The following is a 24,415-nucleotide window of genomic DNA, read 5'->3' on the forward strand; positions in this document are numbered from 1 at the left end:
CCGTCCCACCCTTCGGCCGTGCCACGCTGACACCAGCACCCTGGCCGAGCAAGCCGAGCAGGTCAACCCAGACATCCGATGTCTGGCTGTTTCTGTCCGATGCGTGTCCGGCACCCGGGGTCAGGACCGGATGAACTCCAGCAGGTCGGCGTTGATCGTCTCGGCCTCGGTGGTCGGCATGCCGTGGGGGAAGCCCGGGTAGGTCTTGAGCGTGCTGTTCGCGAGGAGCCCGGCGGTGAGCGGCGCCGAGTCGGCGTAGGGGACGATCTGGTCGTCGTCGCCGTGCATGACCAGCGTCGGCACGGTGATCTTCCCGAGGTCCCCGGTGAAGTCCGTCTGCGAGAACGCGACGATGCCGTCGTAGTGGGCCTTCGCACCGCCTTCCATGCCCTGGCGCCACCAGTTCCGGACGATCGCCTCGGACTTTTCGACGCCGGGCCGGTTGTAGCCGTAGAACGGGCCCGCCGCCAGCGAAAGGTAGAACACCGAGCGGTTCGCCGCGAGCTGCGCCTGCAGGTCGTCGAAGACGCTCAGGGGCAGGCCGCCGGGGTTGGCGTCGGTCTGCAGCATCAAGGGCGGGACCGCGCTGATGAGGACGGCCTTGACCACCCGCGACTCGCCGTGGCGCGCGAGGTAGCGGACCACTTCGCCGCCACCGGTCGAGTGTCCGATGTGGACGGCGTCGTGCAGGTCGAGGTGCGCGGTCACCGCGGCCAGGTCGTCGGCGTAGTGGTCCATGTCGTGGCCGTCGCCGACCTGCGCCGAGCGGCCGTGGCCCCGGCGGTCGTGGGCGATGACGCGGTAGCCGTGCCGGGCGAAGAACAGCATCTGGCCGTCCCAGTCGTCCGCGGACAGCGGCCAGCCGTGGCTGAAGACGATCGGCTGCCCCGAACCCCAGTCCTTGTAGAAGATCTCCACACCGTCGTCGGTGGTGAGCACCGGCATCTCAGTTCTCCCTTCCGGGTGCCGACAGGACGTGCCGATGCTCCACCGCGCGGTGCGCCGCGGACAGGCCCGAACGGCTCGATTTCCGGCGGGATCGGCTCACGCCAGCAGTTCGGCCCACTGCCCGGCCGTTCCGCGCACGGGCGCGGCGCCGGTTTCGGCCGACAACCGGCCGGTTGTCGCGGTGATCGTGCCGACCACGTGCGCGATCCGGCGGACCGACGCGGGGTCGCGTCCCGCGGCCACGGCCACGGCCGCGTCGTCGATCAGGCGGTGGGCTTCGGGCCACTTCTCGCAGGGCAGGTACGCGGCGGCTGATGGCGTCCCAGTACCCGCCCGCGCCGAGGGCCAGGCTCGAACCGCCCGCCGGGGACACGACGTCGAGCGCGGCCGCCGTCTTCGCGAGCACCGAGGGCGGCCGCAGGGGCAGGTGGCGACGTTCGGGAAGACGCACAGCGTGCGCGCGGCCGCCGGCACCTGGCCGAGCACCACGAAGGTGTCCGGATACGAGCCCGCCTTCTTCGGCCGCCACGGCGCTGGCGCGGATCCGCGCCAGGTCCGTGCCGGCGTCAGGGATACCCCGAACCTCGGCGCACCCGTCAAGTTAGTCATGTATTATGACTATCATGAATCTGGACCAAGTGAGGAGCTGAGGATGTCGGTCATCGAGCTGACCACGTTCACCGTGGCGCCGGAGAAGACGCAGGCGATGCTGGACGCGCGTCCGGGCATGGTGGCGGCGTTCCGGGCCGACCGGCGCGGGTTCCTGTCCGCGCGCCTCGTCCGCCTCGACGAGCAGACCTGGCTCGACTTCGTCGAGTGGACCGACGACGCCGCGTGGGACGAGTCGAAGGCCAAGGGCGCGAACCTGCCGGCGATCGGGGCGTTCTTCGCCACGATCGGCGCGCTGGTCGGCGCCGAGCGCGGCGCTCGCTACGACGACGCCGAGGACGGCCGCCGCGCCGTCCGCACGGTCGCCTACGGACCCGAGCCGTCGCAGGTCGGCGAGCTGTACCTGCCCGAAGGCGACGGCCCCTTCCCGGTCGTGGCCGTTCTCCACGGCGGTTACTGGGCCGCGATGTGGGACCGCCGCCAGATCACCGACGTCGTCGACGACCTCGTCGCGCGCGGGTACGCGGTGTGGAACGCCGAGTACCGGCGGATCGGCGAGCCGGGCGGTGGCTGGCCCGGCACCTTCCTCGACGTCGCCGCCGCGATCGACGCCCTCGAAGGCATGGACCCGGCGCTCGACACCGGTCGCGTGGTGCTCCTCGGGCACTCCGCCGGCGGCACCCTGGCCACCTGGGCCGCGCACCGCGGTGGGCTGCCGCCGGAAGCCCCCGGCGCGAACCCGAAGATCACCCCGGTCGGCGTGGTCGAGCTGGCCGGCGCGCTCGACCTGAAGACCGCCGACAGCACCGGGTTCGGCGTCGTCCTCGCCGACCCGGCGGCCGAGCCGCCCAAGGACGCGCCCGAGCCGGCGCGGCCTGAAGCGTGGCCCGCGGTCGCCGAAGCCGTCGGCGACGGGATCGTGAAACTCCTGCTGGGCGGGCACTTCGCCGACCGGCCCGAGCACTACGCCTGGACGTCCCCGCTCGAACTGGCCGACGCCGGTGTCCCGGTGCTCGCCGTGCACGGCACCGCCGACGAAGCCGTTCCCGCCGAGTGGAGCCGTCGCTACGCCGAGAAGATCAACGGCGAAGGCGGCACCGCGCGGTACGTCGAGGTCGAGGGCGGCACCCACTTCGACGTCGTGCACCCGGACCACCCCGTCTGGCCGGTGGTCACCGGCTGGCTCCAGGAAACCGTCACCAGCCACGAGGAGCGGGCATGACACTCGACCACGAAGCGGTCTTCGAACAGGCCTGGGCCGCGCCGGGTGCCACCAAGGTCGACCTTCCGCCGGTCCGGGTCAACACCGTGCTGCGCGAGCGCTACGACGTCCGGCCGCCGTTCGCCTACACCGGCGCGCAGCTGTGGGACATGGAGGTGCGCAAGGCCGCGGCGCCCGACAAGTACATCCCCACGGTCGTGAAGGCGGGCAGCGCCGAGAAGTTCCCGAGCGTGCGCCACGGCCGGTTCGAGGACTTCACCCGCGTGTCCGACCAGCGGCTGTGGGCCGCCCCGGACCGGTTCGCGACGATCATCGAGCACGTGCGCCTCGACCACGAGAACCGGCGCGCGTTCTTCCTCGGCGCCGAACGCTTCGAGGCGCCGGACGGCCGTGTCTTCACCGCCGGCGAAGGGCAGCCGATCTTCCACGTGGAGCACTCGGTCGGCGGCCCGGAGGACGACCCGCTCAACCTCTGGCGGATCGTGCACCTGACCGCAGCGCCGGAGCAGTCCTTGGTGGACGCGTTCGACGCGCTCGCGAACGACCGCTACCTGCGGGTGTTCGTCGAGGTCCACCTGCGCGACGACCTCGGGCGAGAGCTCGTCCGGCGCTGAGGGGCCGATCGTTAGGGTGGGCGGCAGCTGAGCGGAAGGAGCGGTGATGGTCACGCGGGCGGAGCGGAACGCGACGGACCCCGACCTGGGTGTCCTGGCGGGCCGGCTGTTGTTCGCGGTGCAGCGTGAGCTGTTCTCGACGCTGGCCGAGGAGGGGTTCGCCGACCTGAAACCCCGCCACGGCGCGGTGCTCGCCTACCTCGACCCGGACGGCGTGCGGGCGACCGACCTGTCCCGGCTTTCCGGCCAGCACAAGCAGAACGTCGGGACGCTGATCGACGAGCTCGAGTCCCTCGGGTACGTCGAGCGGCGCCCCGACCCGAGCGACCGCCGCGCGAAGCTGATCTGCCCGACGGTCCGCGGCCTGGCCCAGATGCGGGCCGCGGACACGATCATGGCCGCCATCCAGCGGCGGCACGCCGAGCGGGTCGGGGCCGAGGACTACGCGCGGTTCAAGCGGATGTTCACCGACATCACCGTCCACCAGCGCAACCACGCGGGCGCGGACGAGGACTGACCGGCTAGGGCACCAGCACAAGACGTCCGAAGACCTCGCCGCCGGCCAGCTTCCGATGAGCCGCCACGGCTTCCGTCAACGGCAGCACTTCGTGCACCACTGCCTTCAGCTCACCTCGGACGGCCGAGCCGAACAGCTCCGCCGTCACCGCGCGCCGGTCGGCTTCCGGGACCGTGTTCGTGCTGAAGGTCGCGAACGACAAGGACTTCTGGAACGCCGCGAACATCGCGGTACCGAAGTCCACCGGTGGATCGCCCGCCACCGCGCCGACTGCCACCAGGCGGCCGTTGGGGTTGAGCCTCGCGAAGTACGACGGCAGGTCCGCGCCCGCGACGACATCGATCACGACGTCGTAGCCCGAGCCCTCGCCGTCGCGGCCCAGCACCTCGGTGGCGCCGAGCTCGCGCAGGCGGGCGCCGCGCTCGGCGGACGACGTCGTGACCGCGATCGCGCCCGCTCCGGCGCGGGCCGCGAGCTGGACCGTCATGATCCCGATGCCCCCGGCCGCGCCGCGGACGAGCACCGACTCGCCGGGCGCGAAGCGCGCGTGGCGCAGGCCGAAGTGGGCCACCATCCCGGAGCTGCCGAGCGTCACGGCGTCGACAGCGGACAGGGTTTCCGGCAGTGGCACCAACGTCGCCGCCGGGGCGACCGCCTGCTCGGCGTACCCGCCGCCCACCCCGGCGAACGCCCACACGCGCCGGCCCACCCACGACGGGTCGACGCCGTCGCCGACGGCCGTCACCGTGCCCGCCACTTCGCCGCCGAGGACGTGGCCCTCGGTGAAGCCGTACGCGGCGAGCGCGCCGCTCCTGACCAGGACGTCGACCCCGCCGACGCCGATCGCCTCGGTGGTGACGAGCACCTGCCCGGCACCCGGGCCCGGGTCCGGGAGGGTGACCACCGCGAGGCCGTCCGGGCCGCCGAACTCCTGCACCGCAATCGCTTTCACCCGGCGGACCGTAACGGACGGGGGCGTCCGGTTGGCTAAAGTGAGAGGGTGCCCGACCGGTTGCCTCACATCCTGCGTTCCGACGCCCGGGACAACCGCGCGCGCCTCCTCGAGGCGGCGCGCGAGGTGTTCGCCGTCGACGGCCTGGACGTGCCGATGCGCGAAATCGCCCGGCGCGCCGGGGTCGGTCCCGCCACGCTCTACCGGCGCTTCCCGACCAAGGAGGACCTGGTCACCGAGGCTTTCGCCGAGCAGATGCGCGCGTGTTACGCCATCGTCGACGACGGCCTGGCCGACCCGGACCCCGGGCGCGGATTCCGCGAGGTGATCGAGCGGCTCTTCGAGCTCCACGCCCGCGACCGCGGCTTCACGTCGGCCTTCGTGGCGGCGTTCCCGCACGCGATGGACTTCGCGTCGGACCGCGCGCAGGGGGCGAAGTCCCTCGCGGAGCTGACCCACCGCGCGAAGGAAGCCGGCTACCTGCACCCCGACGTCGTCCCGGACGACGTCATTCTGGTGCTCACGGCCAACAGCGGCATCCACGCGTCGTCACCGGCCACCCGCGTCGCGGCTTCACGACGCTTCGCGGCGCTGGCGATCCGCGGCCTGCGGCGTCACCCGGAAGCCCGGGACGGTTGAACTCGCCGCAGGCTGGGAAGTAACCCGATCGTGTACCGCGGTTGAGACCAGCAGCCGCCCCCGCAACCGCACGGCCTCGCCCGCCCAGGGCGGCCGGCACCGCGGGCGGCCGTGACCGCGCAGGCTTCCCGCGTCTACGAGAAGGCCGTCGCATGCTCGACACCGCCACCAGCCCCAGCCCCCGCCACCTCGCCCCGGCGCATCCCGGCCCGACGACCGTCACGGTGACCACGACCTACGAGCACACCACGGTCGCCGTCACCGGCGAGATCGACCTGTCCAGCACCGAGCGGGTCCAGGACAGACTCCGGGACGAGCTGCGGTTCGACCCCGCCGCGCTGGTCATCGACCTCACCGGCGTCACCTTCTGCTCCTCCGGCGGCCTCGCCGTCCTGCTCGACACCGTCACCACCGCCCACGCCCGCGGGCTGCCGTGCGCGATCATCGCGACCCACCGCAGTGTCGTGCGCCCGATCCGGCTTCTGCGGCTCGACCGCGTGCTGCCGATCCACCCCGACCGCGCCGACGCCGAAACCTGGCTCTCGCTGCTGCCGCGGCTGCGCTGAGCTCCGTCACCTCTTTCGGTGAACCACACCGAGGCAGGCGTGTTTTCCACGCCCCGGGTTGGGGTAAAAAGCGGCATGGCACCTTCCACCACAGCGGGCCACGAGCCGGCCCTCCTCCCGGGCTGAGCGCCGATGGCCGACATCACGAGCCTGATCCTGGACGACCACGACTGGTTCCGCCGCCAGTTCGCCCGGCTTGACGACCTCACCGACGCCGCCGACCTGGCCGAGGTCTGGCAGCCCCTCGCCGACCTGCTCGACGTGCACGCCCGCGCGGAGGAGGAGATCTTCTACCCCCACCTGCTGCGCCGCGGCGACGACGCCGAAGCGGAGACGCTCGACGCGATCGGCGACCACAACGACATCCGCGACGGTGTGCACGAAGCCGCGCTGCACCCCGTCGGCAGCACGGCGTGGTTCGCCGCCGTGCGCAAGGCCCGGCTGGCCAACAGCGAGCACATGGCCGAGGAGGAGGACGAAGGGCTGGCCGACTTCCGCCGGCACGCCGATCCCGGCCTGCGCGAAGAGCTCGGCCGCAAGTTCACCGCGTTCAAGAAGCAGCACGAAGGCGCTCGCGACCTCGACGTCAGCGACATCGACCCGCAGGAGTACGTCGAGGAAGAGCGCGGCGACCGCCCGGCCGGCGACTCCCTCGGCATCGGCAGCCTCAAGGAGCAGGACTGACATGAACCACCTGATGCGCGCCCTCGCGCCGATCTCCGACGCGGGCTGGAAGGAGGTCGACGCCGAGGCCAAGGAGCGCCTGCAGACCCACCTGGCGGCCCGGCGCCTGGTCGACGTCGCCGGACCGCACGGCTGGGGCCACTCGGCCACCGACCTGGGCCGGACCACCACGCTCGCGTCGGCGTCGCTGACCGACGTCGACGACGGGGTCGTGGTGCGGCAGCGGCGGGTCCTGCCGCTGGCCGAGGTCCGGGTGCCGTTCACGGTGTCGCGCGCCGAGCTGGACGACGCCGAGCGCGGCGCCGACGACCTGGAGTTCGACGACCTCGACCGCGCGGCGAAGCAGATCGCGATGATCGAGAACCGCGCGGTCTTCCACGGCTGGTCCGCCGCCGGGATCACCGGCATCGCCGAGACGTGCCCGTACCCGACGGCGCCGCTGGGCGACGAGCCCGAGGCGTACCCCGGCGGGGTCGCCCGCGCCGTCGACAAGCTCCGGCAGGCCGGCATCAAGGGCCCGTACGGCCTGGCCATCGGCCCGGCGGGGTACACGCGGATCGTGGAGAGCACCGAGCACGGCGGCCAGCTGGTGTTCGACCACATCCGCCGGGTCCTCGGCGGCGGCAAGGTGGTCCGCTCCCCCGGCCTGGACGGCGCCCTGGTCGTCAGCCTCGACGGCGGCGACTTCGTCCTCGAGCTGGGTCAGGACCTCGCGGTGGGCTACAGCCACCACGACGCCGAGAACGTGACGCTGTACCTGGAGGAGAGCTTCAGCTTCCGGGTCACCGAACCGGACGCGGCGATCTGCCTGACCCTCTGAGGCTTCAGCGGAGCGCGGCGGTCACCGGGGCCGCGAGGGTGGTGGCGACGCGGGAAAGCAGCCCGAAGGCCGGGTTGGCGATGCGTCGCTGCCACACGATCGGCTTCAGCGACACCCGCACCGCTTCGGCGGCGTAGGCGTTGAGGCCGCGCTCGTACTCGTGCACGGCGAGCGCGATCGTCGTGCGGCCCTTCACCGCGTCGGCCAGGTGGGTGGCCAGCAGGTCGGCGTCGCGGACGGCGGTGGCGGCCGCGCGGCCGCCGGTCGGGGGCATGGCGTGCACGGCGTCGCCGAGCGCGGTGACCGTGCCCGAGGCCCACGGCGTGAGGTGCGCACGCGGATCGCTTGTGTGGTAAGGAAAAGTACTCACCGTGCTCAACTCGGCGCCGGCGACGATCTCCCGCAGCACCGGTGACCACGCGCGCACCAGGCCGGCCGCGGCGCGCACGGCGGCCTCGGCGCCGATCCTGCGGACGTTCGGCAACCGGTCGAGCGGGACGTTGATCCCCCAGTAGACGACCGGCGACTCCGGGAACGCCGGCACGTCGACACACAGCTTCGGGTCGAGCATGGGGCCGGCTTCGGTGTCCTGCACCGTGATGAACGCGCTCGTCGAACCGGGGCCGAGGGCGAGGATCGAGCCGATGCGCAGCCGCTTCGGCAACTGCTCGCGGATCTCCGGGGTGAGCGGGCTGCGGCCGGCGACACCGCCGATGCCGACGGGCGTCGACGTGGGTTTGCCCGCCAGCGCCGTGGTCACCCGCGAGGTGGCGCCGTCCGCGCCGACGAGCAGGTCGCCGTGCTCGGTCGAGCCGTCGGCGAAGTGCGCGGTCACCGTGCCGTCGGGGTGGGTTTCGTGCCGGACGAACTCGCTCTTCCAGTGGATCGCGTCATCGAGGCCGTGGGTGAGCAGCACGCGCAGCGGCAGGCGTTCGACGAAGAGCATCTCCTCCTCGAGCGGGATCGTCGCCTTGGCGAGCGGGCGCAGCCGGTGGTCGGCGAACGTGATCCCGCGGTGGGCCGCCCGGTTCGGCGAGCTGGCCAGCAACGCCTGGTACGCCGCGGCCGGGAGGACTCTGCGCAGGACCCGGCACGCGGCGTCGTCGATGTGAAGCCGGTAACCGCCGGTCGCCTCGGCGCGGGGGTCGCGGTCGTGCACCGCGACGTCGATCCCGTGGGTGCGCAGGGCCTGGGCGAGGGTCAGGCCGCCGATGCCCGCGCCGATGATGATGACTCGCATGACTGTTCCTCATTGACTACTGGTTTGTCAGACTTCACTATAATCAATATAGTCAGATCCACTCAATTGAGGCGACAGTGACCCCCGTCACGAGGGTCCTCGAAGATCAGCGGGTCAGCTGCCGACCGAGGATCTCGGTCAGCCAGCTTTCGTACCGGTCGTCGGTCCAGCCGAGCCCGGTGGTGCCGCGGAAGTAGAGCTCCAGCGCGCTGAGCATCCACGCGTGCTCGACGGCTTCTTCTCGGGTGACGTTCGCGGGCAGCACACCGGCCTCGTCCAGCGACGCGATGATCGGCACGAGCCACTCCCGCGCTTCGCGCTCGCCGTGGTTCTTCAGCTCGACCACGGCGGGATCACTCGAGGCGTTGACCGCCGCGGCCCACATGTCCCGGCCGTTCGAGTACAGCTTGCGGAGGAACGACGCGTAGAGCCCGAGCTTGCGGTGCGGATCGGGCTCGGCCTGGATGCGCGCGCCCCACTCCGCGCGGTCCGCCTCCGCCTCCAAGCGGGCGATCAGCTCGCCGACGATCGCCGCCTTCGACCCGAAGGTCGCGTAGACCGTGGGCGTGGCGACCTTGGCGTGCTTGGCGATCATGGCGACGGTCGTCCCGGCGAACCCCTGCTGCGCGAACAGCTCCCGCGCGGCGTCGACGATCCGGGCCCGCGTCGCGACGGCCCGCTCCTCACGCAGCGGCGACTCGTACGCGCGCCGGGACGGGGAGGGGCCGGCCGGATCACTCACGCCGCGAAGTTATCACTGCGGCCGGCTCTCTTCGATTCGATGGCGGCGGCCGGGCCCGGCGGCCATCCGGGTGAAAGCGGGCGCCGGGGTGAGGAGTCGCACCCATGAAGCTCGCCTCAGCGCTGCACACCCGGTTCGCCGCGGTTTCGCCCGCCACGATCACCGCCGCGGTGACCGGGACCGCGGCCGCGACCACCGAAGCCACCGGGTACGCGCGGTGCCCCGCAGCCAAGTTCTGCGTCTTCTCCGGTGTCAACGGCTCCGCCACCAGCTACCCCTACGGCAACGGCACGAACCTCGACACCCCGTACCGGAACACGACGAGCTCGCTCGTCAAGTGCCTCTTCTAGCCGGCGTCAACCGAGGCGGGCCGAGCCAGGGGCGCCTCACCACGGCACGGTCTCGCCCCACCGGTCCAGGAACTCGAGGCCGGGCTTGCCCAGCCGGGACATCAGGACGTCCACCACGAGCGGGACGGTTTCCTCGAGCGTGAACGGCGCGTCCGGCCCGCCCAGGTCGGTGCGGATCCAGCCGGGCGCCATCAGGACGATCGCGCGTTCCGTCCCGGCCTGCCGGGCCGCGAAGCCGCGCATGAACATGTTCAGCGCCGCCTTGCTGCCGCGGTAGAGCTCGCGCAGCCCGGTGGTGTTGTTGGTGATGCTGCCCTGCCCCGACGACATCGCGCCGATCAGCCCGGCCGGCGTCACGAGGTCTTCGAGCGCTTCGATGACGCGCAACGGGCTGAGCGCGTTGGTCACCATCACCGCCACGAAGTCCTCGGTCGGCACCTCGCCGATCGGCGTCTCGACGTTGTTCGTGGTTCCCGCGTTGACGAAGAGCAGGTCCAGCTTCCGCGGCGACAGGCGTTCGTGCAGCGGCGGGAGCTGGGCCGGGTCGGTGACGTCGAGGTGCTCGATCGTGAGGCGGCCGCCGGAGCGGTCCGCGAGCTCGTGCAGGGGCGTCCGGGCGGCGGGGTCGCGGACCGTGCCGATGACGTCCCAGCCCCGGCCGAGCAGCTCCGCCACCAGCGCACAGCCGAGGCCGCGTGAGGCCCCGACGATCAGGGCGGTCTGTGGGTGTCCGTTCATGCTCGCAGTCTGCCTCCGGTGTTCGCCGGCTTGCCCGTCCGAGACGCCGGTTCGTAGGATCACCTCGATGACAGCGTCACAGATGAGTGAATCCGGCGAAGTAGCGCCCGAGGATGTGCGAATCATTCGCGCGCTGCAGGTCGCCCCGCGTGCCTCGTTCGCGGCAATCGCGGCCGTGCTCGGGGTCACCGAGGGCGCCGTCGGCCGTCGGTATCGGCGGCTGCGCGCCGACGGCGTCGTGCGGGTCGCCGGCATCCTCAACCCGGGGGCGCTGGGGCAGAGCCGATGGCTGGTGCGGCTGCGCTGCCGCCCGGGCAGCGTCACGGCGATCGCCGACGCGCTCACGAAACGCGACGACGTCAGCTGGGTGACGCTCGGCGCCGCGGGTTCCGAGATCACCTGCGCGGTGCGCTCCCGCACGCCGGAGCAGCGTGAAGACCTGCTCGGGCAGCGGCTTCCGCGCACGGCGGCGGTCCTCGACATCCACGCGGCCGCGATGCTCCGCCAGTTCGTCGGCGGCCGCGGGCACTACTGGGCCGCGCTGCGCGGCATCCTCACGCCCGCCCAGGAAGCCGCGCTGGGCACCGAAGGCAGCCCGTTCCCGGAGGTCCCGGTCGTCAGCCGCGAGCCGGTGGACCTCACGCCCGAGGACGAGAAGCTGCTCGACGTCCTCGCCGAGGACGGCCGCGCCAGCCTCGTCGACCTGGCCGACGCGTCCGGTCTCACACCCGGGCGCGTGTCCCGCCGCCTCGAAACCCTGCTCCGGACCGGTGTCGTCCACATCGACGTCGAGCTCGCGGCCGCGGCGCTGGGCTACCGCGCCGGGGCGCTGCTCTGGCTGCGGGTGCACCCGTCGGCGGTCAAGAGCGTCGGGCGGACGCTCGCGCGGGAGCCGGAAATCGCTTTTGCCGCCGCCATCTCCGGTCCGCACAACCTCCACGCCGTCGCGCACTGCCACGATCTCGACGAGCTGTTCGAGTTCACCACCGACCGGGTCGGGTCGCTGCCGGGGTTGCAGAGCATGGAGATCTCCCCCGTGCTCCGGCAGCTCAAGCAGTCCGGCACCCTGCTGGCCGGCGACCGCCTCGCCGCGCGCTAACGAGCGTCTTCGAACCGCTGGTTGCCCAGCACGCCCAGCAGCTGCAGCTTCTCGAACGCCTCCGTGCGCGGCGCCGCGGTCAGCACCAGCAGCGCCTGCGACTGGTCTTCGGTGAACAGCGCCTGGCAGTCGACTTCGATCTCGCCGACCTGGGGGTGCACGAGCACCTTGTGGTCCTCGAAGCGCTTCGCGACCTCGTGCCGCTCCCACAGCGCCGCGAACTCCGCGCTCTCCCGCTTGAGCGCGCGGACCAGCTCCCCCGCCCGTGAGCTCGGGCCCATCGAGCCGTGCGCGGCGCGCAGGTTCGCCACCAGCGCGCGGCTCTGCCGGTCGCGGTCGTGCTCGGGGTAGATCAGCCGTTCCGCCGGCTCGGTGAACCAGCGGTAGATCTCGCTGCGCGCCAGTCCTTTGTGGTCGGTCCGGCCGCCGTAAAGAGCTTCGGCGAGGCGGTTCTGCACCAGAACCTCGCCGAGGTTGGACAGGATCAGCGCGGGGGTGTCCGACAGCCGGTCGAGCACCCGCAGCAACGCCGGCGCGACGTGCGTGGCCGTCACCGCTGGCGAAGGAGCGTTGCGGCCGGCGACCACGAACAGGTAGTCCCGTTCGTCGTCGCGCAGCCGCAGCGCGCGGGCCAGCGCGGCCAGCGTCTGCTCGCTCGGCTGCGGCCCGCGTTGCTGCTCCAGGCGGGTGTAGTAGTCGGTCGACATCGCGGCCAGCGACGCTACCTCTTCCCGCCGCAGCCCGGCCGTCCGGCGGCGCGCCCCCGGCGGGAGGCCGACGTCTTCGGGCCGCAGCTGCTCACGGCGGCGACGCAGGAAGGCCGCCAGCTCCGCTCGATCCATGCTCCCCAGTATCCCGCTCTCCCGGCGGCCGGCCAGGGATCGCCGGTCCCCCGATAGCCGCTCTCTGGCGGCGTCGTCGCCGGTGGCCGAAGCTCAGGACATGGACATCACCGGAAACACCATCTTCATCCCCGGCGCCACCAGCGGGATCGGCCTGGCGCTCGCACTGGCCCTCCGGGAGCGCGGCAACACCGTGGTCGTCGGCGGCCGGCGCACCGACCGGCTGGCGACGATCGCCGCCGAGCACCCCGGCCTCGGCACCGCGGCGATCGACACCGCGGACGCGGCGAGCGTCGAGGCCGCCGCGAAGGACGTGCTCGCCCGCTACCCGGAGCTGAACGTGCTGGTCACCATGGCCGGCGTGATGCGGGCGGAGGACTGGCACCGGCCCGAGACGTTCCTGGAGTCGGCCGAGAACGTCGTGACGACCAACGTCCTCGGCCCGATCCGCCTGATCGCGGCGTTCGTCGAGCACCTGCAGACCCGGCCGGACGCCACCATCGTCACCGTCTCATCCGGACTGGCGTTCACCCCGCTGAAGGTCACCCCGAGCTACAACGCGTCCAAGGCGGCGATCCACATGTTGAGCGAGTCGCTGCGGCTGCAGCTGGCCGACACGTCGGTGAAGGTGCTCGAGCTCGTGCCGCCGTCGGTGCAGACGGACCTCATGCCCGGCCAGGCCGACAACGAGCACGCCATGCCGCTGGCCGAGTTCATCACCGAAGTGGTGACGCTGCTGGAAACCCAGCCGGACGCGACCGAGATCCAGGTCGAGCGGGTCAAGTTCCTGCGGTACGGCGAGGCGCGTGGTGACTACGCCCAGGTGGTCGCGGCGTTGAACCAGACGGATCCCCACGGAAAGTGAGGCCGAACCCGGCTAGCTGAAGGAGACGCGGCCCAGCAGCCGGTCCACCACCGCGGGCAGCGGCTGCTCGCCCGAGCCCTCCAGCCAGCGCAGGATGCCGGTGCGGGTGGCCGCGAGGAACGTCGCCGTCATGAGGCGGGCCAGCTCGTCGTCGACGCCGCGGGCGGTGAGGACGCCGGCCAGGTCGCGCTCCAGGGCGATCTGGTCGCTCGCCTGCTGCGCGAGCAGGGACGGGTGGCGGCGCAGCAGCCGCAGCTGCGCCACCCACTCCGGGTCGGGGACGGTCCGGTCCTGGTACAGCTCCCGGCTCGCCGCGCGCAGGGCCGCCCACGGCTGCTCGGCGGGCGGGCGGCCGGCGGCCAGGGCCACCAGCACCCGGGTGCGCTCGCGGTCGCCGTGCAGGATCGCGTCTTCCTTGTTCGCGAAGTAGTTCGAGAACGTCCGGCGGGACACCCCCACCTCGTCGGCGATGTCCTCGACCGTCACGGCGTCGAGCCCGCGCTCCATCGCCAGCCGCAGCGCCGCCTCGTGCAGCGACTGCCGGGTCGCCGCCTTCTTGCGGGTGCGCAGCGTGTCGACGGTGTCCATGCCGCCAGCCTAGCGACGGGAATACACTGCCCATTGCGCAAGTTTGCTCAGTGGGCAATAATTTACCCGGACGTGAAGGGGTGCTGTGAAAACCGAGAGAAACACGGCGGACGCGGCGATGCGGCACCGCGAGGTGCTGGAGTCGCTGTCCGGGCTGCTGCTCGCGCTGTTCGTGGCCATGATCAGCTCGACGGTCGTGTCGACGTCGCTGCCGCTGATCATCGGCTCGCTGAACGGCAGCCAGACGCAGTACACGTGGGTGGTCACGGCCACCCTGCTGGCGGCGACGGCCACCACGCCGATCTGGGGCAAGCTCGCCGACCTGTTCAACAAGAAGACGCTCGTCCAGGTCGCGATCGTGATCTTCGTGGCCGGGTCGATGATCAGCGGGTTCAGCCAGGACACCGGGCAGCTCATCGCGGCCCGCGCGTTCCAGGGCATCGGCGTCGGCGGCCTGCAGGCGCTGGTCCAGGTCGTGATCGCCGCGATCATCCCGCCGCGCGAACGCGGCCGCTACAACGGCTACCTCGGCGCCGTCATGGCGGTCGCCACCGTCGGCGGCCCGCTGCTCGGCGGGCTCATCGTGGACGTGCCGTGGCTCGGCTGGCGCTGGTGCTTCTTCGTCGGCGTGCCGATCGCGGTGATCGCGTTCGTCGTGCTGCAGCGCACCCTCAAGCTGCAGACCGTGCGGCGCGACGACGTTCAGGTCGACTACCTCGGCTCCGGCCTGATCGCCGCCGGCGTGAGCGTCCTGCTGATCTGGGTGTCCTTCGTCGGTAACTCGTTCGGCTGGCTTTCGTGGCAGACCGGCGTCATGGTGGCGGGCGGCGTGGTGCTGCTCGCGCTCGCCGTGCTGGTGGAGACGAAGGTGCGCGAACCCGTCGTGCCGCTGAAGATCGTCGTCCAGCGCACCCCGGCGCTGGCGATCATCGCGAGCCTCGCGGTCGGCATGGCCATGTTCGGCGGCGCGGTGTTCCTCGGCCAGTACTTCCAGATCGGCCGCGGGTACACCCCCACCGAAGCCGGCCTGCTGACCATGCCGCTGATGGCGGGGGTGCTCGTCTCCTCGACCGTCTCCGGGCGGCTGATCAGCCGCACCGGGAAGATCAAGCCCTACATCGTGGCCGGCACGATCATCCTGGTGCTCGGTTTCCTCGGGCTCGGCCTGGTCGATCACGCCTCACCGCTGTGGATCGTCGGGGTCGCGATGGCCGTCGTGGGCGTCGGTGTCGGCATGACCATGCAGAACCTCGTGCTGGCCGTGCAGAACGACGTCCCCCTGCGCGACCTCGGCGCGGCGAGCGCGACGGTGACCTTCTTCCGCTCGCTCGGCGGCACGATCGGCGTCTCGGTGCTGGGCGCCGTGCTCGCCAACCGGGTCACCGCCGACCTCTCGGCCGCCCTGCACGTGCCGGCGGGCCAGGCGTCGACGGGCAGCGTCAGCGCGCTCAACCTCAAGGCGCTGCCGCCCCAGGTGCAGACGGTCGTGCACACCGTGTACGGCGACGCGACCGCGCACATCTTCCTGATCTCCGCGGCGGTGGCGGTGGTCGGGGTGATCGCGGCGCTGCTGCTCAAGCCGATCACCCTGCGCACGACGATCGACCTGGAGCAGCCGGCCGGCGAGCCGGCGACGACCGAACCCGTCGCCCGGTAAGGGGGTGGGTGGGGTGAGCGGCAGCGCGGCCGGGATCAACGCCTTCGAGTCCACAGTGGAGCGTTTCGGCCCGCTCCGGGAGACCGCGGCGCGGGCCATCCTCGCCGGCGTCGACGGCTCCGACACTGCGATGCGCGCGGCGGCCTACGCTTTCGGCCTGACCCGCCGCCAGGGCGGCCGGCTGATCGTCGCCTTCATCGCCGGCCGCTCGGCCCTGACCACGCTCGGGCCGCCGATCGCGGCCGCGGCCGAACACGACACGACCCTGCAGCTCTACACCGAGCTGCGCGAGCAGATCCGCACCGGCGCCGAGGAGCTCGAGGTGCCGGTCACGCTGCTCAAGATGTTCGGCGACCCGTACACGGCGCTGCGCGACACCGCCGACCGCTGCCAGGTCGACACGGTGGTGGTCGGCGCGTCGCAGAAGGCGGGGCACCGGTTCGCGGGTTCGGTCGCGACCAAGCTCATCCGGGCGGGGCACTGGCCGGTGCTGGTCGTGCCCTGAGCCGGATTCGAAGCAGGGCACGCCGGTCTACCGCGGCTGGTCGTGAGTGTTTTTTAGGGTTAGAACCCTCATTACCACTCACGACGAGCGGGGCCGGGCGCCGTGGAGGTACGCCGCCAGCTCGGCGACCGTCGGGTGGTCGAACAGGGCCACCGCCGGGATGTCGCGGCCGGCCAGCGTCGTCAGGCGGGCGCGGACCTCCAGCGTGGTCAGGGAGTCGAACCCCAGCTCGGGGAACGGCCGGTCGTCGGTGACCGCCCGCGGGTCCGGGTGGCCGAGCACCGCGGCCACCTCGACGCGCAGCAGCTCCCGCAGCTCGGCCTCCGACGGCTGGGCCGGCCAGCTGCGCTCCCCGGTCGTCGACGGCACGACTCCGCGGGCCGCCGGCGGGGTTTCCACCGCCGCCGGGGTGAAGCGGACCGGGACCAGGACCGGCTCGGCCGACCCGAGGGCCGCGTCGAACAGCTCGAGGCCCTGCTCGGCGGTCAGCCCCGCGACGCCGGAAGCGTGGATCCGCTGCCGGGCGGTCGCGGAGATGCGGTCGCCGAGCCCGGTGCCGACGTCCCACAGGCCCCACGCCAGGGACAACGCGGGCAGGCCTGCCGCCCGCCGTCGGACGGCCAGCGCGTCCAGGAACCGGTTGGCGGCCGCGTAGTTGGCCTGGCCGGCCTTGCCGAACGTCCCGGCGATGGAGGAGAACAGCACGAACGCCGTCAGCGGTCGGTGCCGGGTCACCTCGTCCAGCACCACGGCGGCGTCCGCCTTCGGGCCGAGCACCGTGTCAAAGCGCTCTGGCGTCTGGGCGGTGAGGACACCGTCGTCGACCACGGCCGCGGAATGCACGACGGCGGTCAGCGGCGGGTCGCAGGTGTCCACGAGCCGGGACACCACGGCCCGGTCCGCGACGTCCGCGGCGACGATCCGGACGTCGACGCCGAGCGCGGCCAGCTCGGCGCGCAGTTCTTCGGCACCCGGCGCGGCCGGCCCGCGGCGGCTCACCAGCAGCAGGTGCCGGACGTCGTGGCCGCGGACGAGGTGGCGGGCCAGCAGTCCCCCTAGAGCGCCGGTGCCGCCGGTGACCAGGACCGTCCCGGCGGGGTCGATCGGCCGGGTGCCGGACGGCGTCGCGCGCGCGACCCGGAACACGTGCGGCACCCCGTCGCGGATCGCGATCTGCGGTTCCCGGCCGTCCCCGGCGAAGTCCGGGACCCGCTCGAGCGGGAAGCCGGGCTCGACGTCGACCATGGTCAGCCGGCCCGGGTACTCGGCGGCCGCGGAACAGCCGAGGCCCCAGACGGCCGCCGCGGCCAAGTCCGGCTCCGGGCCGGTGGCGTTGCGCGTGACCAGGGCCAGCCGCTCGGGCAGCCGCTCCTGGAGGAGCCGGAGGGCGGCCGTGGTCGCTTCACGCACGTCGCCCGTCGTGGCTTCGACGACGGCGACCGGCTCACGGGCGGCGACCGGCGACACCGGTGTCCACTTCGGACGGTAGAGCATCGTGTCGCGCGGGTGCACCGGCCGGGTGAGCAGCGACGCCACCCGCGCGATCGGCTCACCATCCGTGTCGAACAGCTCGACGCGCAGCGCGCCGGAGTCGAGCACGCCGTGCACCCGGGCCCGGCGCGCGCCGGGGGTGTACAGCTCGACTCCGTTCCACAGGAACGGCAACCGCGGTTCGACGGCCGCCTCACCGGTGAGCGCCACGGCGTGCACGGCGGCGTCCAGCAGGATCGGGTGCAGCCCGAACCGGCCGGCGGCGCCCGGCGGGAGCTCGACGTCGGCGAACACCTCGCCTTCGCGCCGCCAAAGCCGTTTCACCGCCCGGAACGCGGGGCCGTAGGTGTGGAACCCGTACGCCTCGGTGACGTCGGCCTCCGTCGCGCCCGCCGGTGGCCACTCCCCTGTCCACGTGCCGGGCAGCGGGCCGCGGGGCCGGATCCGGCCCGTCGCGTGGCGCCGCCAGTCCTTTTCGCTCCGCCGCCGGGCGTAGACGTCCAGCCGCGGCCCGTCGACGACCACCTGCAGGTAGGTGTCCTCGGTCCCGTCGAACGGGAGCGGCGCCTCCAGGGCCAGCTCCTCGACGGCCTCCCCCGCGTGCAATGCCAGCTCGACGAACAGCGAGCCGGGGACCAGTGGGGTGCCGCCGACTGTGTGGTCGGCCAGCCAGGGGAATGCGCGCGGGTCGAGGGAACCGCCGTGCACGACCCGCGATGAGTCCGGGGCTTCCAGCGCCGGGCCGAGCAGCGCGTGCCCCGGCCCGGTGACGACCGGCGCCGACGGCTCCAGCCAGTACCGCGTCCGCCGGAACGGGTAGGTGGGCACCGGCACGGTCCGGGCGCCGCTGCCGCGGAACACCGTCCGCCAGTCGATCGGGACGCCGGAAGTGTGCACCGCGCCCAGCGCGGCGAGCACCCCTTCCCCCGACAGAGTTGTCGTCACGGCGGGAAAATCCGCGAGCCGGCTGAGCACGGCCGCCGGGCCGAGCTCGAGGCCGGTGTCGGGCGCGGCGGCGGCGAGCGCGTCGGCGAACCGCACAGTCTCGCGCACGTGCCGCCCCCAGTGCCCGGGCTCGAGGACGTCGGCCCGGGCGCCGGTCAGGCTCGACACGAACGGGATCTCCGCGCGTTCGTGGCGCACCGACGCGACGACGGCGGCGAACTCGCCGAGCATCGGGTCCATCAGCGGTGAGTGGAACGCGTGGCTGACCCGCAGGCGGGACCCGCCACCCAGCCGCTCGGCCACCGCCGTCGTCGCGGCCTCTTCGCCGGAGAGGACAACCGAACGCGGGCCGTTGACGGCGGCGATCGCGACGGACCCGGTGAGCAACGGCGTGACTTCGTCCTCGCTCGCGGCGACGGCGATCATGACACCGCCGGCCGGCAACGCGGCCATGAGCCGCCCGCGCGCGCTCACCAGGGTGGCCGCGTCGCGCAGCGACAGGATCCCGGCGACGTGGGCCGCGGCGATTTCGCCGACCGAGTGCCCCACCACGACGTCCGGGCGGACACCCCACGACTCGAGCAACCGGAACTGGGCGACCTCGAACGCGAACAGCGCGGCCTGGGCGTGGTCCGTGCGGTCCGGATCGTCGTCGGCCGGCTCCGCGCCGAGCGCGGCCCAGGCCGCGTCGAAGGCGTCGGCGAACACCGGGAAGGACCGGGCGAGCTCACGTCCCATGCCCGCCCGCTGGGCGCCCTGACCGGAGAACAGGAACGCCAGCCGCGGCGCGCTCCGGACCGTGCGCCCGCGGACCCGTCCCTCGGCGACCGCTCGCAGCGCCTCACGGTCACCGGCGGGCACGAGCACGCGGTGCCCGGGCGCCAGACGGGTGGCCAGGGTGTAGGCGACGTCGAGGCTGTCCGGGACGTCCGCGAGCCCGGCGGCGACGGCGCGCAGCGAGGCCTCGTCGGCCGCGGCCAGCAGCCACGGCGTCGCCGGGAAGCCGTTGCGCGCCAACGGCTTTTCGGGTGGCGGCTCCTCCAGCAGGACGTGGGCGTTGGTGCCGCCGATCCCGAACGCCGACACCCCGGCCCGCCGCGGCCGGTCCCCGGCGGGCCACGGCCGCGCCCGGTCGAGCAGGGCGACGCTCCCGGCCGACCAGTCGATCCGCGGGCTCGGGTTGTCCGCGTATCGCGACGGCGGCAGCTGTTCGTGCTGCAGGGCCAGCACCATCTTCAGCACCCCGGCGACACCGGCGGCGGCCTGGGTGTGGCCGAGGTTGGACTTCACCGAACCGAGCCACAGCGGCCGGTCGCGGTCCCGGCCGTACGCCGCGATCAGGGCCTCCGCCTCGATCGGGTCACCCAGCGGGGTCGCCGTCCCGTGGCCTTCGACGGCGTCGACGTCCGCGGGCGCCAGTCCCGCATCGGCGAGTGCCGAGGCGACCACCGCGCGCTGCGCCCGCCCGCTCGGCGCGGTCAGCCCGTTCGAGGCGCCGTCGGAGTTGACGGCCGATCCCCGCAGCACCGCCAGGACGGGGTGCCCGAGCCGTCGTGCGTCCGAAAGCCGTTCCAGCAGCACGACTCCGGCGCCTTCGGCCCACGCGGTGCCGTCGGCGTCGGCGGCATAGGGCCGGCAGCGGCCGTCCGGGGACAGCCCGCGCTGGCGGCTGAACGCGAGGAACGTCCGCGGGGTCGCCATCACCGTCGCGCCACCGGCGACGGCGAGCGAGCACTCCCCCGCTCGCAGGGCCTTGGCCGCCAGGTGCAGGGCCACCAGCGACGACGAGCACGCCGTGTCGACGGTGAGCGTCGGCCCGGTCAGCCCGAAGGTGTAGGCGATCCGGCCGGACGCGACCGCGTGCGACGAGCCGATGCCCAGCCAGGCTTCGAGCTCGTGCGAGTCGAACCGGCTCGCGTAGTCCTCGTTCATGACCCCGACGTACACACCCGTGTTGCTGCCCCGGAGCGCCGCGCGGTCGAGGCCGGCGCGTTCGAACAGCTCCCACGTGGTTTCGAGCAGCAACCGCTGCTGCGGGTCCGTGGCCAGGGCCTCCCGCGGCGAGATCCCGAACAGCCCGGCGTCGAAGTCCCCGGCGTCGTAGAGGAACCCGCCACGGCGGGTGACCGAGGTGCCGAGCCGGTCGGGGTCCGGGTCGTGCAGCGCCTCGACGTCCCAGCCGCGGTCGGCGGGGAACTCCCCGGTCGCGTCGACGCCGTCGCGGACCAGCCGCCAGAGGTCCTCCGGGGACCGCACCCCGTCGGGGAACCGGCACGCCATCGAGACGACGGCGATGGGTTCCGCCGCCGGGGTCACCGCGGTTGCCGGGGCCGCGGACCGCGCGCCGGACGTCAGCCGCGTGAGCTCCGCGATCACCTCGCCCGGCGTCGGGAAGTCGTAGATCAGCGACGCGGGCAGCGACACACCGGCGAACTCGGTGAGCCGGTGCCGCAGCTGCACCCCGGCCAGCGACGAGAGCCCGAGGTCGGTGAACGGGCGGTCGCGCCAGCCGTCCCCGCCGTCGTGCCCGCACAGGGCGACGACTTCCGCGCGCACGATATCCGCGAGATCTGCTTGCGGCACAGGGGTTTCCGGAGCGGTCAGGATCCCGCGCCGCGGTTTGCCCGACGCCGTCCGCGGAATCGTGTCGACCCGGTGGAACGCCACCGGGACCTTGTACAGCGACAGCCGTTCCAGGCACAGCCGCCGCAGCTGCGCCGGATCGACGGTGTCGCCGGCCGGCACGACAAACGCGATCGGGACCTCGCCGACCACCTCGTCCGGCCGGCTGCCGACGAGCACGTCCCGCACGGACGGCGACTCGGCGAGCACGGCCTCCACCTCGGCCGGGTGCACGTTCTGGCCGCCGCAGACGATCACGTCGTCGACCCGGCCCTGGAGCACGACCTTGCCGTCCTCGAGACGGCCCGCGTCGCCGGTGCGGTACCAGCCGTCTTCGAACGGCGAGCCGGCCTGCCCGTGGTAGCCCAGCATCAAACCCGGGCCACGAAAGAGGATCTCTCCGCTTTTGACACGGATCTCGTTGCCCGGCAACGGGACCAGTCCCGTCTCGCCGGGTACTTCGACGGCGATCTTGCCGCCGGTCTCGGTGGCGCCGTAGCCGTTCAGCAGCGGCACGCCGAACAGGTCGCGCACGGCGGCCCGCGCGGCCGGGCCGCACGGCGCGCCCGAGGTCAGGCACAGGCGCGGCGGGACCACCGCGCCGCGGATCTCCTGCCGCAGCCCCGCGTACGTGGCGGGAACGCCGGCGAGCACACAGCCGGGGTGCTCGGCCAGCAGCTCGGCCGAACACCGGTCGGCGAAGCGGGTGTGCGCGCCGGTGGCGATCGTCGCGAGCACCGCCAGCGACAGCGCGTAGGCGTGGTGCACCGGGAGCGGCCACAGCACGGTGTCGTCCCGGCTCAGGCCGAACATCGGGACGTAGGCCACGGCGGTGGACCACAGCATCGATCGCTGTGTCGTCAGCACGCCTTTCGGGCGGCCGGTGGTGCCGGAGGTGTAGAGCAGCCACGCCGGCTCGTCGAGCCCGAGGTCGTCGCGCGGCGCCCCGGACGCCGAGGGCGGGTCTTCGACGAACAGCAGTCGCAAGTGCGGCCGGCTCGCGGCCAGCCGGCGCGCCAGGTCCGCGTGCCGCGCCTCGGTGACCAGCAGGACCGCGCCCGAGTCGTCGGCGACGGCGGCGAGCTCCGCCTCCGTGGCCCGGACGCTCACCGGAACCCCGACGGCGGCCGCGCGCACGGTGGCCAGCAGGAACTCGACGAACTCGACCCGGCCGCCGACGTGCAGCAGCACCCGGTCCCCGCGGGCCACGCCGAGCGCGGCGGCGAGGCGTCCGCTCGTTTCGGCCAGCTCCCCGTGCGTCACCGCACGCGTGCCGTCGGAAAACGCCGGCCGGTCGTCACGACGTCCTGCGAGCAGAACCGGCAACGGCCGCACGAGATCGTGCTGAACCTCCCCCATGGACGCCACGATAGCGACGTCGGGGCCCTACTGTCTTTGCAGGCATATGTACGAAAATTTCTGAAAAATGTATGACTATTGCCACTCTTTGTCTCAGAGCCTACAGTTCCGGCATGGCGATCTCGCGCAGGACGTTGCTCGGTTCAGCCGCCGCCGCTTCGGCCTGGGGAGCGCTTTCCCTCGCCGGGGCTCGCACCGCCGCCGCGGCGAGCCCGCCGGGTGACGTCGTCGGCAAGATCACCGTCGGGTACCAGGGCTGGTTCGCCTGCGCCGGCGATGGCGCGCCGATCAACGGCTGGTGGCACTGGGGCCAGGACTGGGGGCGGACGCCGTCGCCGTCCAACAACGTCATCAAGGCCTGGCCGGACATGCGTGAGTACACCCGCACGTACCAGACCGCGTACGCCAACCTCGGCAACGGCCAGCCGGCGACGCTGTTCTCCTCCTACGACCAGCAGACCGTCGACACGCACTTCCTGTGGATGCAGCAGAACGGCTGCGACACCGCGGCGTTGCAGCGCTTCAACCCCAACAGCAGCGAAGGCCCGACCCGCGACGCGATGGCCGCGAAGGTCCGCAGCGCGGCCGAGGCGCACGGGCGGAAGTTCTACATCATGTACGACGCGACCGGCTGGGCGAACATGCAGCCGGAGATGAAGGCCGACTGGACGGCGAAGATGGCCGCGCACACGGCGTCGCCGGCCTACGCGCGCCAGAACGGCAAGCCGGTCGTCTGCATCTGGGGGTTCGGGTACAACGACGGCAACCACCCGTGGGACGCGGGCACCTGCCTCGACGTCGTGAACTGGTTCAAGGGCCAGGGGTGCTACGTCATCGGCGGCGTGCCCCGCGAGTGGCGGACCAGCGACGGCGGTTCGCGGCCCGGCTTCGGCGACGTCTACCGCGCCTTCAACATGATCTCGCCGTGGATGGTGGGCGCGGTGAGCGACATCGCGGGCGCCGACTGGATGTACCAGAACCTCACCGTGCCGGACCAGGCCGACTGCACCGCCCACGGCATCGACTACCAGCCGTGCGTGCTGCCCGGCGACGTCTCCGGACGGCAACGCGCCCACGGCGACTTCATGTGGCGCCAGTTCTACAACATGGTGCGCGCGGGGGTGCAGGGCATCTACATCTCGATGTTCGACGAATACGGCGAGGGCAACCAGATCGCGAAGACGGCCGAAAACGCGTCCATGTCCCCGGTCGGAGCCGGGCTGCTCGCCCTCGACGAGGACGGGACGGCGTGCTCGTCGGACTACTACCTGCGGCTGACCGCGGACGGCGGCCGCATGCTCAAGGGCCAGCTCCCGCTGACGGCCACCCGGCCGACGTCACCAACGCTGACCACGGGCGGCTCGACCGACCTGGCCCGCGGCCGCGCGACGGCCGAGAGCAGCCACACCCAGAACTACGGATCGGGCAACGCCGTCGACGGAAACCCGGACAGCTACTGGGAAAGCGCGAACAACGCGTTCCCGCAGTGGCTCCAGGTCGACCTCGGCGCGGCGGCTTCGGTGACGCGGGTGGTGGTGGCGGTGCCGCCGTCGAGCGCGTGGGGTGCTCGGACGCAGACGCTGACCCTCTCCGGCTCCACCGACGGCGGCTCGTTCACGACGCTGGTTCCGTCGGCGGGGTATGTGTTCGACCCGGCTCGCGGGAACAGCGTCACCCTCAGTGTTCCGGCGGGTAGTGCGCGTTTTCTGCGGCTGACCTGCACCGGCAACACCGGGTGGCCGGCCGGTCAGATCGCCCGGTTCGAGGTCTACCGCTGAGATGACCTGCGGCTCGGCCGGGT

22 protein-coding genes are annotated in these 24,415 nt (G+C 72.7%); 13 read left to right on the plus strand and 9 right to left on the minus strand.

The window, feature by feature from the left end; genetic code table 11:
* Positions 1-120 precede the first annotated feature (120 nt).
* Both ACZ63E_RS05550 and ACZ63E_RS05555 read right to left on the minus strand, forming a co-directional pair.
* Positions 121-945, minus strand: a complete 825-nt coding sequence (locus ACZ63E_RS05550) for an alpha/beta fold hydrolase (RefSeq protein WP_465334569.1) — start codon at positions 943-945, stop codon at positions 121-123.
* A 99-nt stretch (positions 946-1,044) separates the two neighbouring features.
* Positions 1,045-1,557, minus strand: a complete 513-nt coding sequence (locus ACZ63E_RS05555; RefSeq protein ID WP_465334571.1) for a hypothetical protein — start codon at positions 1,555-1,557, stop codon at positions 1,045-1,047.
* 43 nt (positions 1,558-1,600) lie between these two features.
* On the opposite strand from ACZ63E_RS05555, the gene ACZ63E_RS05560 reads away from it, so the two are divergent.
* From ACZ63E_RS05560 to ACZ63E_RS05570, 3 genes are read left to right on the plus strand one after another with little or no spacing between them, the layout of a single operon-like run.
* The gene (locus tag ACZ63E_RS05560) at positions 1,601-2,779 is read left to right on the plus strand and encodes an alpha/beta hydrolase fold domain-containing protein (RefSeq protein ID WP_465334572.1); all 1,179 of its coding nucleotides are present in this window, start codon (positions 1,601-1,603) and stop codon (positions 2,777-2,779) included.
* A complete protein-coding gene (locus tag ACZ63E_RS05565) occupies positions 2,776-3,393 on the plus strand; it encodes a hypothetical protein (protein ID WP_465334574.1) in 618 nt (205 codons plus the stop codon). Before ACZ63E_RS05560 ends, ACZ63E_RS05565 begins: the two co-directional genes overlap by 4 nt.
* Positions 3,394-3,439: 46 nt before the next feature.
* Positions 3,440-3,910: a MarR family winged helix-turn-helix transcriptional regulator gene (locus ACZ63E_RS05570; RefSeq protein ID WP_465334575.1), complete on the plus strand. Its 471-nt coding sequence runs from the start codon at positions 3,440-3,442 to the stop codon at positions 3,908-3,910.
* A gap of 4 nt (positions 3,911-3,914) precedes the next feature.
* On the opposite strand, the gene ACZ63E_RS05575 is transcribed toward ACZ63E_RS05570, so the two are convergent.
* Positions 3,915-4,862: a zinc-binding dehydrogenase gene (locus ACZ63E_RS05575; RefSeq protein ID WP_465334576.1), complete on the minus strand. Its 948-nt coding sequence runs from the start codon at positions 4,860-4,862 to the stop codon at positions 3,915-3,917.
* 48 nt (positions 4,863-4,910) lie between these two features.
* On the opposite strand from ACZ63E_RS05575, the gene ACZ63E_RS05580 reads away from it, so the two are divergent.
* The 4 genes from ACZ63E_RS05580 (at position 4,911) to ACZ63E_RS05595 (ending at position 7,571) form a co-directional block, all read left to right on the plus strand.
* Positions 4,911-5,501, plus strand: coding sequence for a TetR/AcrR family transcriptional regulator (locus ACZ63E_RS05580; protein WP_465334577.1), 591 nt, complete (start codon positions 4,911-4,913; stop codon positions 5,499-5,501).
* 152 nt (positions 5,502-5,653) lie between these two features.
* Complete coding sequence (locus ACZ63E_RS05585) at positions 5,654-6,067, plus strand: STAS domain-containing protein (protein WP_465334579.1); 414 nt, start codon at positions 5,654-5,656, stop codon at positions 6,065-6,067.
* 132 nt (positions 6,068-6,199) lie between these two features.
* Positions 6,200-6,751 (plus strand): hemerythrin domain-containing protein, encoded by a 552-nt coding sequence (locus ACZ63E_RS05590; protein ID WP_465313393.1) that lies wholly within the window; start codon positions 6,200-6,202, stop codon positions 6,749-6,751.
* Position 6,752: 1 nt separating this feature from the next.
* Positions 6,753-7,571, plus strand: coding sequence for a family 1 encapsulin nanocompartment shell protein (locus ACZ63E_RS05595; RefSeq protein WP_465334581.1), 819 nt, complete (start codon positions 6,753-6,755; stop codon positions 7,569-7,571).
* A gap of 4 nt (positions 7,572-7,575) precedes the next feature.
* Here ACZ63E_RS05595 and ACZ63E_RS05600 read toward each other — a convergent pair whose 3' ends face one another.
* Entirely contained in the window at positions 7,576-8,811 is a 1,236-nt protein-coding gene (locus ACZ63E_RS05600) for an FAD-dependent oxidoreductase (RefSeq protein ID WP_465334583.1), read from the minus strand.
* A 106-nt stretch (positions 8,812-8,917) separates the two neighbouring features.
* Positions 8,918-9,553, minus strand: coding sequence for a TetR/AcrR family transcriptional regulator (locus ACZ63E_RS05605; protein ID WP_465334585.1), 636 nt, complete (start codon positions 9,551-9,553; stop codon positions 8,918-8,920).
* Positions 9,554-9,657: 104 nt separating this feature from the next.
* On the opposite strand from ACZ63E_RS05605, the gene ACZ63E_RS05610 reads away from it, so the two are divergent.
* The gene (locus ACZ63E_RS05610; RefSeq protein WP_465334587.1) at positions 9,658-9,903 is read left to right on the plus strand and encodes a hypothetical protein; all 246 of its coding nucleotides are present in this window, start codon (positions 9,658-9,660) and stop codon (positions 9,901-9,903) included.
* A 36-nt stretch (positions 9,904-9,939) separates the two neighbouring features.
* On the opposite strand, the gene ACZ63E_RS05615 is transcribed toward ACZ63E_RS05610, so the two are convergent.
* Positions 9,940-10,641, minus strand: coding sequence for an SDR family NAD(P)-dependent oxidoreductase (locus ACZ63E_RS05615; protein WP_465334589.1), 702 nt, complete (start codon positions 10,639-10,641; stop codon positions 9,940-9,942).
* Positions 10,642-10,756: 115 nt separating this feature from the next.
* Here ACZ63E_RS05615 and ACZ63E_RS05620 point away from each other — a divergent pair, with 115 nt between their 5' ends.
* On the plus strand, positions 10,757-11,740 hold the full coding sequence (locus ACZ63E_RS05620) for an Lrp/AsnC family transcriptional regulator (RefSeq protein ID WP_465334591.1): 984 nt from the start codon (positions 10,757-10,759) through the stop codon (positions 11,738-11,740).
* Here ACZ63E_RS05620 and ACZ63E_RS05625 read toward each other — a convergent pair.
* Positions 11,737-12,582, minus strand: a complete 846-nt coding sequence (locus ACZ63E_RS05625; protein WP_465334593.1) for a helix-turn-helix transcriptional regulator — start codon at positions 12,580-12,582, stop codon at positions 11,737-11,739. The two genes, ACZ63E_RS05620 and ACZ63E_RS05625, sit on opposite strands and share 4 nt — an antisense overlap.
* 100 nt (positions 12,583-12,682) lie before the next feature.
* Here ACZ63E_RS05625 and ACZ63E_RS05630 point away from each other — a divergent pair, with 100 nt between their 5' ends.
* Entirely contained in the window at positions 12,683-13,447 is a 765-nt protein-coding gene (locus tag ACZ63E_RS05630) for an SDR family oxidoreductase (protein ID WP_465334595.1), read from the plus strand.
* Positions 13,448-13,459: 12 nt separating this feature from the next.
* On the opposite strand, the gene ACZ63E_RS05635 is transcribed toward ACZ63E_RS05630, so the two are convergent.
* Positions 13,460-14,035, minus strand: coding sequence for a TetR/AcrR family transcriptional regulator (locus ACZ63E_RS05635; RefSeq protein WP_465313403.1), 576 nt, complete (start codon positions 14,033-14,035; stop codon positions 13,460-13,462).
* A gap of 118 nt (positions 14,036-14,153) precedes the next feature.
* Here ACZ63E_RS05635 and ACZ63E_RS05640 point away from each other — a divergent pair, with 118 nt between their 5' ends.
* Both ACZ63E_RS05640 and ACZ63E_RS05645 read left to right on the plus strand, forming a co-directional pair.
* Complete coding sequence (locus tag ACZ63E_RS05640; protein WP_465335498.1) at positions 14,154-15,692, plus strand: MFS transporter; 1,539 nt, start codon at positions 14,154-14,156, stop codon at positions 15,690-15,692.
* Between the two features lie 13 nt (positions 15,693-15,705).
* Positions 15,706-16,197 carry a universal stress protein gene (locus ACZ63E_RS05645; protein ID WP_465334597.1) on the plus strand — a complete coding sequence of 164 codons (492 nt, stop codon included), beginning with the start codon at positions 15,706-15,708 and terminating at the stop codon, positions 16,195-16,197.
* A gap of 78 nt (positions 16,198-16,275) precedes the next feature.
* Here ACZ63E_RS05645 and ACZ63E_RS05650 read toward each other — a convergent pair whose 3' ends face one another.
* On the minus strand, positions 16,276-22,614 hold the full coding sequence (locus tag ACZ63E_RS05650) for an SDR family NAD(P)-dependent oxidoreductase (protein ID WP_465334599.1): 6,339 nt from the start codon (positions 22,612-22,614) through the stop codon (positions 16,276-16,278).
* A 113-nt stretch (positions 22,615-22,727) separates the two neighbouring features.
* Between ACZ63E_RS05650 and ACZ63E_RS05655 the strand changes: the two genes are divergently transcribed.
* On the plus strand, positions 22,728-24,392 hold the full coding sequence (locus tag ACZ63E_RS05655) for a glycoside hydrolase family 99 protein (RefSeq protein WP_465334601.1): 1,665 nt from the start codon (positions 22,728-22,730) through the stop codon (positions 24,390-24,392).
* The last annotated feature ends 23 nt before the right edge of the window (positions 24,393-24,415 follow it).

This window comes from Amycolatopsis sp. NPDC104819 (assembly GCF_055583145.1).

Excerpts from the sequence above, each read along its gene's own strand:
- ACZ63E_RS05615 (WP_465334589.1), bottom strand. The coding sequence starts at position 10,641 with ATGAACGGACACCCACAGACCGCCCTGATCGTCGGGGCCTCACGCGGC.
- ACZ63E_RS05635 (WP_465313403.1), bottom strand. The coding sequence starts at position 14,035 with ATGGACACCGTCGACACGCTGCGCACCCGCAAGAAGGCGGCGACCCGG.
- ACZ63E_RS05630 (WP_465334595.1), top strand. The coding sequence starts at position 12,683 with ATGGACATCACCGGAAACACCATCTTCATCCCCGGCGCCACCAGCGGG.
- ACZ63E_RS05550 (WP_465334569.1), bottom strand. The coding sequence starts at position 945 with ATGCCGGTGCTCACCACCGACGACGGTGTGGAGATCTTCTACAAGGAC.
- ACZ63E_RS05640 (WP_465335498.1), top strand. The coding sequence starts at position 14,154 with ATGCGGCACCGCGAGGTGCTGGAGTCGCTGTCCGGGCTGCTGCTCGCG.
- ACZ63E_RS05655 (WP_465334601.1), top strand. The coding sequence starts at position 22,728 with ATGGCGATCTCGCGCAGGACGTTGCTCGGTTCAGCCGCCGCCGCTTCG.
- ACZ63E_RS05560 (WP_465334572.1), top strand. The coding sequence starts at position 1,601 with ATGTCGGTCATCGAGCTGACCACGTTCACCGTGGCGCCGGAGAAGACG.
- ACZ63E_RS05570 (WP_465334575.1), top strand. The coding sequence starts at position 3,440 with ATGGTCACGCGGGCGGAGCGGAACGCGACGGACCCCGACCTGGGTGTC.
- ACZ63E_RS05590 (WP_465313393.1), top strand. The coding sequence starts at position 6,200 with ATGGCCGACATCACGAGCCTGATCCTGGACGACCACGACTGGTTCCGC.
- ACZ63E_RS05585 (WP_465334579.1), top strand. The coding sequence starts at position 5,654 with ATGCTCGACACCGCCACCAGCCCCAGCCCCCGCCACCTCGCCCCGGCG.
- ACZ63E_RS05595 (WP_465334581.1), top strand. The coding sequence starts at position 6,753 with ATGAACCACCTGATGCGCGCCCTCGCGCCGATCTCCGACGCGGGCTGG.
- ACZ63E_RS05650 (WP_465334599.1), bottom strand. The coding sequence starts at position 22,614 with ATGGGGGAGGTTCAGCACGATCTCGTGCGGCCGTTGCCGGTTCTGCTC.
- ACZ63E_RS05565 (WP_465334574.1), top strand. The coding sequence starts at position 2,776 with ATGACACTCGACCACGAAGCGGTCTTCGAACAGGCCTGGGCCGCGCCG.
- ACZ63E_RS05610 (WP_465334587.1), top strand. The coding sequence starts at position 9,658 with ATGAAGCTCGCCTCAGCGCTGCACACCCGGTTCGCCGCGGTTTCGCCC.
- ACZ63E_RS05600 (WP_465334583.1), bottom strand. The coding sequence starts at position 8,811 with ATGCGAGTCATCATCATCGGCGCGGGCATCGGCGGCCTGACCCTCGCC.
- ACZ63E_RS05625 (WP_465334593.1), bottom strand. The coding sequence starts at position 12,582 with ATGGATCGAGCGGAGCTGGCGGCCTTCCTGCGTCGCCGCCGTGAGCAG.
- ACZ63E_RS05555 (WP_465334571.1), bottom strand. The coding sequence starts at position 1,557 with ATGACTAACTTGACGGGTGCGCCGAGGTTCGGGGTATCCCTGACGCCG.